Consider the following 11441-nt stretch of genomic DNA (forward strand, 5'->3'; position numbering starts at 1 on the left):
CCACAAAAATGTTTCATTTTTTCAGCAGCGAAAGTTAATTGGAGGTTAATGCAGCGTTAAACCTTTTTATTTGGCAGAATTCCAGTATTTTTGAAAAGTCATTTAGCATTTATGAAGCGTAAAATCAATTTCTTAATCGGATTTTCTACAGTAATATTATTGTTGCTTTGTGCTATTCAAATCTATTTGGTCAAAACTACTTACGACTATAAAGTAGAGCAGTTTCGCAGCGAAGTAAAGGACAAAATTGCCAACATAACCAATAATTACACCGAACTGGATTCGAGTGTTTTTATAAAAAAAGACCTTCTTTACAAAGGTTTGGTTCAAAAATTCATCACCGACAAAAACTACCGAAACCAACTAAAGGAAGATTTATTAGCCAATCAATACCGCGATATTTTAACGCAACGCTTACGCCAAAAATTAAATCGCGCTTTCCCAAAGGAACAAGTCAGTTTTGCCGTGATTGCCAATAAATTCATAGTGTTTGACAACGCGACCAAAACGGATACCATCTTTTCCGAAAAACCACTTATCCGAAACAGTATTTACGGAAATTTAGCTTCCTTAGACAATGCCTTTTTGATTAGAAACTACGTGGGAACTACCAGCGGTTTTAAAAATGGCAACTATAAATTACTCACCGAAGATTGCCTGTATGTATCGGTAAAAAATTGGGAACAAATCATTTGGGGACGTATGGCAACGATACTAATCATTTCCATTTTTTCCATGCTGGTACTGGTGACGCTTTTTGTTATTGCCATCAAAGCTTTAATCCAACAGAAAAAAGTGAGCGATGTTAAAACCGATTTCATCAACAATATCACGCACGAATTGAAAACGCCGCTTACTACTTTAAGTGTTTCCACCAAAATGTTAGCCCGACAAGACGTAAAGGAAAACCAGGCGATTTTTAACTCAGTCCTTGATACTGTAAACCGTCAAAATACCCGCTTGCAAAATATCATTGACCAAGTGATGAGCAATTCGCTTGGCTTTGAAGAAATTGCCTTGCAAAAAGAAACTTTAAAACCCAATGTCTTATTGCAAACCATCCTTGATGATTTCCATTTGGCGTATCCAAACATTCAAATCCTACAGGACTTCAAAACTGCTGAAACGACACTTTCGTTGGATAAATTTCATTTGACCACCGCCATTACTAACGTTTTGGAAAATGCTGTAAAATATGGCTGCCAAAATATTACACTACATACTTCTCTAGAAAACGATCAGTTTCAAATCAGCATTCAGGATGATGGTATCGGCATTGCCAAAACCAAACAGCCGTTGCTTTTTGAAAAATTCTACCGGGTAGAACAAGGAAATCTTCACAATACCAAAGGACTCGGACTCGGATTGTATTATGTGGATCAAATCATCAAAGCGCATCAAGGTTCTGTAAAAGTGGTCAGCGAATTAGGCAAAGGTGCCTCATTTACCATTAGTATTCCTGCTGTTTAAGTTATGAAAAAAATACTATTAGCCGAAGATGATATTGATTTTGCCCACGTACTGAAACACTATTTGGAGATTCACAACTTTGAAGTGTATTGGGCAAAAGATGGTGTTGAAGCTTGGGGAATTTTTCAAAAAGAATTTTTTGATATTTGCATTTTTGATGTGATGATGCCAAAAATGGACGGATTCACTTTGGCGGAACAATGTGTTAGCCTTCGCCCTGAAATTCCTTTTTTATTCTTAACCGCCAGAAACCAAAATGAAGACAAAATAAAAGGATTGAAACTGGGAGCTGACGATTATATCATAAAACCTTTTGAAGCCGACGAATTGGTTTTGAGAATTACCAATATCTTAAAAAGAACTTCCAAGTCTTATGGTATTCAGCCTACCGCAAACGAAATCCAAATCGGCAATTATCTTTTTCATACCTATAGACTGGAATTAAAATTGGGAACCAAAATCCAACAGCTCACCGAAAAAGAAGCCGCCTTAATTACCTTCTTATACCATAACAAAAATCAATTACTAAAGCGCGATCAAATATTGCAGGCCATTTGGAAAACAGATGATTATTTTTCCGGAAGAAGCATGGACGTTTTCATCAGCAGGCTCAGGAAATATTTTAAGGATGACGCAAACATTTCCATTGAAAGCGTCCGAAATATTGGATTGGAGTTTAAAATAAAAAAAGCAGACCTATAAGCCGGATTCTGTATTCACCGATGTGGTGAACCCTTATCATTTATCTAGGCCAACAATTGCTCATTGGCTCGAGCTTCCTACCCTTCGACAACGGACGAGTAATCCTTAAATGCCGATATACTTGGAATTTCACCGCATAGAGTTTACCTGGTTTCACTACAGCCTTACCTGTACATACTTTCTGTTGCACTTGTCCTCGCCTCACGACGGACGGATGTTATCCGCTATGCTACTCTGTGGTGTCCGGACTTTCCTCCCCGATAAATCGGGACGATAAGGCGGTCTGCGGCGCAAAGGTAAGAAATTAGAATTGGTAAAACCTATTAATAAATTGTGGAAAAGTTTTCCTCAAATTACCAAATTACCAAATCGCCAAACCAACAAAAATTCTATATTTGTAATCCAGTAAAAACCTATGGAACAATTTGTAGTATCAGCCCGAAAGTATCGTCCGCAAACGTTTAAAGACGTTGTTGGGCAACAAGCTATTACCAACACTTTGCTTAATGCCATAGAAAACAATCACTTAGCATCTGCGCTATTATTTACCGGTCCGAGAGGCGTTGGTAAAACCACTTGTGCTCGTATTTTGGCCAGAAAAATTAACCAGCCAGGATATGACGATCCGTTTGAGGATTTTGCCTTCAATGTATTCGAATTGGATGCCGCTTCTAACAACTCGGTGGATGATATTCGGAATCTGATTGATCAGGTTAGAATACCGCCACAAACCGGACAGTACAAAGTGTATATCATTGACGAGGTGCACATGTTGTCTTCGGCAGCTTTCAATGCTTTTTTGAAAACGCTGGAAGAACCACCAAAGCATGCGATTTTTATTTTGGCCACGACCGAAAAGCACAAAATCATTCCGACCATCTTATCGCGTTGTCAAATTTTTGATTTCAAACGCATCACAGTAAAAGATGCCAAAGAGCATTTGGCTGATGTTGCCAACAGTCAAGGCGTAGTTTTTGAAGATGACGCGCTGCATATCATTGCCCAAAAAGCCGATGGTGCGATGCGTGATGCCTTATCAATATTTGACCGTGTGGTTTCCTATTGCGGTAATAACTTAACTCGTCTGGCCGTGACCGAGAACTTAAATGTTCTGGATTACGAAACGTATATCAACATGACCGATTTGATTTTGGAAAACAAAATCCCGGAAGTGTTATTGGCTTATAACGATATATTATCCAAAGGATTTGACGGCCATCATTTCATTGCTGGTTTGGCCTCGCATTTTAGAGATTTATTAGTGGCCAAAAATCCGGCGACGCTTTCTTTATTGGAAATGGGCGAAGCTGCCCAACAACTCTACGGACAACAGGCTCAAAAAGTAACACAAGACTTTTTATTAAAAGGAATAGACATTGCGAATGATTGTGATTTGAAATTTAAGTCTTCGCAAAACCAGCGCCTTTTAGTCGAACTTGCTCTAATGCAAATTGCCTCCATCACCTTTGATGGAGAAAAAAAAAAGCTGACTTCATAATCCCACCCACGTATTTCCGAAACAATAGTTATTCTATACAAGAAGTCCGAAGTGCGAAGAACGAAGTACAACCTGTTGAGAAAGTTGAAGAAGTTACCACCGCAGAAATTCCTTCACAGCAAACCGAAGCAGTAGTTACCGTAAAAGCTGAAGAACCAAAAGTAACTATCCCGGAACAATCCATAACGGCTAACCAACCCAAAGTTTCTGCTTTATCCTTAGCCAGTATTCGAGCTAAAAAAGAAATGGCGGAATCGTTCAAAGCTACCGTTAAAGAAGACATTCACAATCCGAGTGAACCGTTTACCGAAACCGAAATGCTGGAGCAATGGCTCAAGTATGCCCAGCGCATGGAAGACAAAGGCTATCGCATCATCGCTTCGTTGTTAACGATTAATGACCCTACACTAGATGGGACAACCATAATTCACGAGCTGCCGAATGAAAGTTCCAAAATAGATTTTGAAAAAGAAAGACCGGAACTATTGGGCTATCTTCGAGGGAAACTGCACAATCACGATATCCAAATTCAGGTAAAAGTCAATGAGACTTTAGTTTCCAAAAAAGCCTTTACCAATCAGGATAAATACAACCGATTGGTAGAAATCAATCCGAATTTGGAGCTTTTGAAAAAGATGTTTGATTTAGATGTTTAGTGACTATTTCTATCTTTTATAATTCCTAACAGAAAACTTAGGGCTACTAAAGTCATAGCAAAGATGCCCAGGTAGTGAGTCATATTGGTTTTAAACCTCAAATCCTCATAGTCAATATTGCAGAAATGATAGACAATTAAGGCTAAAGAAATTATAAAAAAAACTATTCTAAAGATTTTCATAAGTTAAATTTTTCCGTAATACATTGCTTTTACTATACCATCGGAAAGTCCGATTTTTGGAACGTATAGATGACGGGCGCCACTCCATTTCATAGCATTTAAATAAATTTTGGTCGCCGGAATAATTACGTCGGCTCGGTCGGTATTCATTGCCAATTCGGCGATACGTTGTTCGTATGTTAACGAGTTTAAGTATTGGTATTGCGAATTCAAATACAGGAAAGACAGTGGTTTGTCCTGCAATTTGCCCGACATTTTGAACAAGCGGTTAATGTTTCCGCCTGAACCTATGAGTGTAACATAGTCGTATTCTTCGGTATTGGTTTTAATCCATTTTTCGATTTCCTGCCAAACAATATCGCTTACCATATTGTTCAGCATACGAACCGTTCCGTTTTTGAATGATTTGGAAGCTATCATTTTGCCTTCCGAGAATAGAGAGAACTCCGTACTACCACCACCTACATCGACATATAAGTAGGTTTGATCGGTTTTCAGGAAGCTATGCAAATCGGAAGAAGCAATGATGGCCGCTTCTTTTTTACCGTCAATAATTTCGATATCAATCTCCGATTTTTCCAAAATTATATCCGCAACTTCTTTTCCATTATAGGCTTCTCGCATGGCCGAAGTGGCACAGGCTTTATACTTTTCGACTTTATATACTTTCATTAAAAGTTTGAAGGCTTTCATGGCATCAATCATGCGGTCGATATTTTCTTCAGAGATTTCACCAACGGTAAACGCATCCTGTCCGAGACGAATCGGCACGCGTATCAAGGCACTCTTATTGAATTGCGTTTCCTTGTCTTCTTGTTCTACCACGTTGGCAATGAGCAATCGCATGGCATTGGAACCAATATCGATCGCTGCATATTTTTTAATTGAAATCATTCTTTGTCTGTAAAAAATTTGAGAATTATAGTTTATCCTGAATTACCTCTAAACGGTCTCGATAGTAATTATACATTTCAAATTGTGCTCTGAAAATAGGTTCTCCTTCTTTGCGGATTCGGTATTTGTTTTCAAATTTTTCTGAATGAAAACGAGCTTTTACATTACCCCCCCAACCCACATAGAAAGTATCAATAATTTGTTTTTTGATTTCCGGATCATAGATTGGACAGGTTACTTCTACCCTTCCGTCTAGGTTACGCGTCATGAAATCGGCAGAAGAAATAAATACTTCGGGATCATCATTATTACAAAAAATATAGGAACGCGTATGTTCTAATAAGTAATCCACGATGCTAATAGCTTCAATATTTTCGCTCATTCCTTTTACACCGGGAATCAATGAACAGATGCCACGAACCTGTAATTTTATTTTCACTCCCGCATTACTGGCTTCGTATAATTTATCAATCAAAGGATAATCGGAAAGACTGTTCATTTTCAAATTAATATAAGCCGGGCGACCAATAGTTGCATTATTTATCTCTCGGTCTATTAGTTTATAAAACTTGGAACGGGTATAATGTGGCGAAACGATTAAGTGTTTGTAGCGATGAATCCTATAATTAACATCAAAGAAATCGAAGATTTTAGAAACGTCTTTTAATATTTGCTGATGGCTGGTAAACAAAGTCAAATCGGTGTAGAACTTAGCCGTTGTTTCATTAAAATTTCCAGTGGAAATGAATCCATAACGCTTTAATTTTTCGTCTTCAATTCTGTCAATCACGCATATTTTACTGTGTACTTTCAGTCCTTTGATACCAAAAATAAGTTCAATCCCTTCTTGCTGCATTTGCTCGGCATACGAAATATTACTGGCTTCATCAAAACGCGCCTGCAACTCAATTTGAACCGTAACTTTCTTTCCGTTTTTGGCTGCATTGATAAGGGAACTTACGATTTGAGAGTTTTTGGCCAAACGGTATAATGTAATTTTTATAGAGGTAACTTTGGGATCTAGGGCAGCTTCCCGCAAGAATTTAATCAGATACGAAAACGACTGAAACGGTGCGTTGACGAGATAGTCTTTCTTAGCAATTTTATTTAAAATACTCCCATCTAGCGACAATCCTTCTACGGGCAGCGGTGTTTTAGGTTGGTATAATAAATCATAGCGACCCAAGTTAGGGAAGTTCATATAGTCCCGACGGTTGTGGTATCTTCCACCGGGAATAATACCATCGGAAGCATCAATTCCCATTTTGTTCAGGAAAAATTTCAGTGTATCTTTTTCAATGGATTGATCGTAAACAAAACGAACAGGCTCGCCAATTCTTCGGTCTTTTACCGAAGTAGCAATCTTTTCGAGCATACTTTTACTCATATCACTATCAATATCGAGCTGGGCATCCCGTGTGATTTTAATCATGTGGGCCGAGATGCTTTCGTAATCGAAAATATTAAAAATACTGCTCAGATTATATCGAATAACATCATCTAGCAGTATCAAATATTGCTTGCCATCTTTATCCGGAAGCTCCACAATTCTATTGGTGTTTTTGGGAATTTCAATAATGGCGTATCGAACTTCCGGCTTTATTTTAACCAAACCTAACATCTTAGATTTATGCTCTGTTTTCATTACCAATTTAACCGCTAAATATCCCGAAGTATCTTTTAATAAAGGGAATTCGGCTAAATCATTTAAGATAATCGTAACTAATTCAGGGCTTATTTTTTGGATGAAAAAATCTTTGATAAAGTTTTCATGCTCATCCGAAATTTCATTTTCATTGATGATAATGATGTTTTGCTTGACCAGTTCTTTTTCAATGGCCGTTAAAACCCTTAAACTTTCCGCTTGTTGCTTGATTACTATTTCGGTAATGTCTTTAACTAATTGTTGTGCTGAAATGCCACCAAGGATCTTCTCTCCGGTGACGCCTGACAAACTTAACCGACGAATAGCCGCAAAGCGCACTCGGAAAAACTCATCTAAATTATTCGAAAAAATGCCTATGAATCGTAATCTTTCTAATAAAGGAACCGCTTCATCAGCGGCTTCTTGTAAAACTCTGGCGTTGAATGCCAGCCAGCTTTTTTCTCTGTCTATATATCGAAAACTTGTTTCTGTGCTCATACTTATTTTAAATCTCTTGGAAAAATAACCTTTTGGGTAACGCCATTTTCTATGTCATTCCAACTCTCTTTGTCAAATATAATGTTCACAAATCCGGAAGTGGACACATTATCTATAAAAATGTTCCCAAATTTATTGACAAAATTTGTAATAGCCTCGTTATGCCCAAAAACAATTAAATGCTCATATTCATCAGAACAGGACTTGATGATTTGTTCCAGTTTTCTTTCATCAAAAGTGTATAATTCTTCTTTAAATGCAATACTCTCCACCGGAAAGGAAAGGTTTTGGGCAAAAATCATGGCTGTTTCCGAAGCGCGTTTAGCCGCACTACTCCAGACCACAAACGATTTTGGAATCTGATTACCAATATTGGAAGAAACCAAATGAGCATCCTGAATGCCTTTGCCGGTCAAAGGTCTGTCGTAATCGCGAAGTGGTGCTTCCCAACTGGATTTGGCGTGGCGAACAAGAATCAACTGTTTCATGACGGAATATTTTCTAGGTTTTGAAAGTATAAATTTAAGTTATTAATATGTATAATGAAAATATAATGAAAGAGTTTAATACAAAACTTACTGTCCAGTTGAAAATTAAAATTGTTTTTTTTTAAAACTTCTAGAAAAATCATAATTAAGAAACGGGCAGAAAATATTCAATTAGCGAATACTTAAAAGTTTTAAAATAAATGTTAAAAAAATTAAAATGTTATAAACAGCGATTGTTAATAATTAATTGTAAGTTTTTATCCTTTAAATATGTTAAATAATGCATTTAATCTATGAAATATTGCTTTTTATCGATGTTTTTTTTGGTGGTTCTAAAAAAACATGCTACTTTCGAACTGTTAAACTAATGCAAAAAACAAAATAGTAACCCCAAAAACCTAAATATCATGTCAAAAATCAAGGAAAAAAGCCCCAAAAAAAGCTATCATACGATACAAAAATGAAAGAAAAATGACATTTTGTCGAGTTTTCGCGCCGTTTATAGAGAAAATGGACTAAAAAGTAGCTAAGCGCCTATTTTTACAAGCAAATAGTATAACCCAATTATCTATCTCACCATAACGCCTACAAAACGACTCTCTGCACAAAATGCTAGTTTTCAAAAAATTATTCTCCTAAATCTAATTTGTATGAAATCAAATATTACATTTCTATTACTGACTCTTGATATGCTTGTCAGTTATGTATTCTCATTTTTTTACAATCTTATTTTTAAGGATTTAAAACCAATAAAAATGAAATCAAACTTTACAATTTCAAAAAAATTGTTTGCGTCATTGGCTCTTACTTTCTTTAGTATTACAATGTCATTTGCGCAAACTGGTTTCCCCCCGGCCAACACCTCGTGTACATCGAAAGACCTTGAGGTTGTTGCGGCAAAATTAACCGGTGGAGATGTATGTAATTCCTGTCCTACCCCGACAACAATTACAAGAAACCTGATGTTAGGAATTAATAACACCACAGGATCTACCAGAACTTCGTTTGCCTTTTGGGGAACGCTTGAGATCTACAGTGGTACCACCGGTGCATTAATTTCTTCTACAACAAGAACCGGATGTAACGGCCCGTTACCGGGTGGTTCAATTACGTATCTGAACTTTGGTAGTATCACCTATACTTGCGGTGATATTATTAAAATTTCAAATATATGGGAAGCCTGGACCACTTCAAGTGGTAACGAAACTTGTCCTTTAGACCCAAACAACATTTCGCCTAAATGTGGTAAAATCCCAAGCATTACTGTTAACGGTGGTGTAAATGGTGAATTTGCCAGCATTGATTCGCAATGTGGTTCCGCAACCGGAGCTTTAGATTTAACACCAACAGGGGGAACAGCTCCTTATACTTATTTATGGACAGCTTCCAACGGTGGTGTTGTACCTGCCGGTCAGTCAACGAACCAGGATTTAACAAATTTGGTACCAGGTGACTATTCAGTTGTGATTAAAGATGCCAACAATTGTATTATTACCAAATCGAGAACAGTAGTCGCTACTACAGCACCTCTTCCAGTATTTAGTGCTACAAGTAACATTACTGTTCCTTGTGGAGCTGCCACAACAAGCGCATTAACTTATACCAATAGTGCCTCTGGAGCTTGTCTAATCAGCGGCTCGGTTACTTCAACTTTAAGTACCCAAACACCTACCGGTGCTTGTGGAGGAACAGTAGTAGAAACCTGGACTTACACTGATGCCTATGGCAGAATAATAACCAAAACGAGAAACATCACTGTGAGCCCGGCAGCATTGCCAACCATGACGGCTCCGGGGAATACTACAGTAGCTTGTGGCGGATTACCAGCACCTAGCACTATACCTTTTACCAATGGATTAAGTGGTTCTTGTTTAATAAATGGAACATCCAATCCATCAACATTTACAGCTACACCAAATGCCTGTGGCGGAACCGTTACAGAAACATGGACAGCAACTGATTCTTGTGGTAGAGCTTTAGCTCCGGTATCAAGAGTTATTACAGTAAGTCCAGCGGCACTACCAACAATGACAGCTCTGGCTCCTACTACAGTAGCCTGTGGTTCATTACCAGCACCAAGCACACTTTCATTCAGCAATGGATTAAGTGGCGGTTGCGCAATAAGTGGTACTTCAAATGCTTCTACATTTACAGCTACTCCTAATGCCTGCGGTGGAATCGTTACGGAAACCTGGACAGCTACTGATTCTTGTGGAAGAGCTTTGGCTCCGGTTTCAAGAACTATAACTGTAAGTCCGGCTGCATTGCCAACGATGACGGCACCAGCGCCAATTACAGTAACTTGTGGAGGCGTTCCGGCTGCTAGTACAATTCCATTCACCAATGGATTAAGCGGTGGCTGTTTAGTTAGCGGTACTTCAAATCCTTCAACATTCTCAACTACTGTTGCTGGTTCCTGTAATGGAAAAGTAACCGAAACCTGGACTGCAACCGATTCATGCGGAAGAGCTTTAGCCTCAGTATCAAGAACTATTACAGTTGATGATACGACAGCTCCGGTTTTCAACAGTTTACCGGCTCCAAGCAACGTTTCTTATAGTACAACACCAACTTTCCAACAAGCTGTTGCTACTGATACTTGTAACACAGTCACTTTGACTTTTAATGATGTAGCCACTACTCCAAATTGTAATGGTTCTTATTCAATAACCAGAACCTGGACAGCCAAAGATACCTGTAACAATACCAGTACAGCTTCTCAAACTATCAACGTTAATGCCGCACAATTTGTAGCTAATAACGATAGTGGCAGTTTTATTAATGGATTCGTGGGTGGTACTTCCTTTACGAATGTTTTAGCTAACGATACTTTAGATGGCAATTCAATTACAAGTTCACAGGTAACTACAACTTTTGTTTCTTCCACTAACCCTGGCGTTACATTATCTGGAACTAATGTAGTTGTTGCACCGGGTACACCTGCCGGGAATTATACTTTAACATATAAAATATGTGGTGTATCTGCAACATGTAGTTGTGCCACCGGAATAGTTACTGTTCCTGTAACGGCTACTGCCATTGATGCAGTGAATGATACTGCTGCTCCTATCAACGGATATGTAGGTGGAACGGCTTTCACTAATGTACTGGCTAATGATACCCTTAACGGTGCGGCTGTAATTCCGGCTCAAGTGAACACTACTTTTGTGTCTTCCACTAATGCTGGAGTAACGCTTTCTGGCACTAATGTGCTTGTGGCTCCGGGAACTCCTGCTGGTTCTTATACCTTAACTTACCAAATCTGTGAAGTTCTTAATCCATCCAATTGTGATCAGGCTACGGTTTCAGTTTCTGTAACGGCTGCTCTTATTGATGCGGTGAATGATACTGCGGCTCCTATCAACGGATATGTAGGTGGAACGGCTTTCACTAATGTACTGGCTAATG

The 11441-nt window shown here is 38.3% G+C and carries 8 protein-coding genes, 1 other RNA gene and 1 pseudogene; 5 read left to right on the plus strand and 5 right to left on the minus strand.

The genetic code is table 11. The annotated features are described in order from the left end of the window. The first annotated feature begins 111 nt into the window (after positions 1-111). Both V7D82_RS07685 and V7D82_RS07690 read left to right on the plus strand, forming a co-directional pair. Entirely contained in the window at positions 112-1470 is a 1359-nt protein-coding gene (locus V7D82_RS07685; protein ID WP_333600394.1) for a sensor histidine kinase, read from the plus strand. Positions 1471-1473: 3 nt separating this feature from the next. After that, positions 1474-2160: pseudogene (locus V7D82_RS07690) on the plus strand (response regulator transcription factor); the annotation flags it as partial. Here the strand turns inward: V7D82_RS07690 and rnpB are convergent. Beyond that, an RNA gene (gene rnpB, locus V7D82_RS07695) (RNase P RNA component class A) lies at positions 2154-2462 on the minus strand. The pseudogene V7D82_RS07690 and the gene rnpB sit on opposite strands and share 7 nt — an antisense overlap. 125 nt (positions 2463-2587) lie before the next feature. On the opposite strand from rnpB, the gene dnaX reads away from it, so the two are divergent. Further along, a complete protein-coding gene (dnaX, locus tag V7D82_RS07700; RefSeq protein ID WP_333600395.1) occupies positions 2588-3670 on the plus strand; it encodes a DNA polymerase III subunit gamma/tau in 1083 nt (360 codons plus the stop codon). Positions 3671-3698: 28 nt separating this feature from the next. Here the strand turns inward: dnaX and V7D82_RS07705 are convergent, their stop codons facing one another. After that, on the minus strand, positions 3699-3932 hold the full coding sequence (locus V7D82_RS07705; protein WP_333600396.1) for a hypothetical protein: 234 nt from the start codon (positions 3930-3932) through the stop codon (positions 3699-3701). Between V7D82_RS07705 and V7D82_RS07710 the strand changes: the two genes are divergently transcribed. Continuing rightward, positions 3916-4326 carry a DNA polymerase III subunit gamma/tau gene (locus tag V7D82_RS07710; RefSeq protein ID WP_333600397.1) on the plus strand — a complete coding sequence of 137 codons (411 nt, stop codon included), beginning with the start codon at positions 3916-3918 and terminating at the stop codon, positions 4324-4326. The genes V7D82_RS07705 and V7D82_RS07710 overlap by 17 nt on opposite strands. A gap of 185 nt (positions 4327-4511) precedes the next feature. Here V7D82_RS07710 and V7D82_RS07715 read toward each other — a convergent pair whose 3' ends face one another. Genes V7D82_RS07715 through V7D82_RS07725 form a run of 3 tightly spaced genes read right to left on the minus strand, consistent with a single transcriptional unit; the run spans position 4512 to position 8033 of the window. Beyond that, positions 4512-5402 (minus strand): Ppx/GppA phosphatase family protein, encoded by an 891-nt coding sequence (locus V7D82_RS07715; protein ID WP_333600398.1) that lies wholly within the window; start codon positions 5400-5402, stop codon positions 4512-4514. Between the two features lie 25 nt (positions 5403-5427). Continuing rightward, positions 5428-7545: a polyphosphate kinase 1 gene (gene ppk1 / locus V7D82_RS07720; RefSeq protein ID WP_333600399.1), complete on the minus strand. Its 2118-nt coding sequence runs from the start codon at positions 7543-7545 to the stop codon at positions 5428-5430. Positions 7546-7547: 2 nt separating this feature from the next. Beyond that, positions 7548-8033 (minus strand): SixA phosphatase family protein, encoded by a 486-nt coding sequence (locus V7D82_RS07725; RefSeq protein WP_333600400.1) that lies wholly within the window; start codon positions 8031-8033, stop codon positions 7548-7550. A 755-nt stretch (positions 8034-8788) separates the two neighbouring features. Between V7D82_RS07725 and V7D82_RS07730 the strand changes: the two genes are divergently transcribed. Then, positions 8789-11441: hypothetical protein (locus V7D82_RS07730; protein ID WP_333600401.1), on the plus strand; the 2653-nt coding region annotated here is incomplete at its 3' end.

Origin of the sequence: Flavobacterium sp. (assembly GCF_036741995.1) — a bacterium.
In the GTDB taxonomy this organism is placed as follows: Bacteria; Bacteroidota; Bacteroidia; order Flavobacteriales; family Flavobacteriaceae; genus Flavobacterium.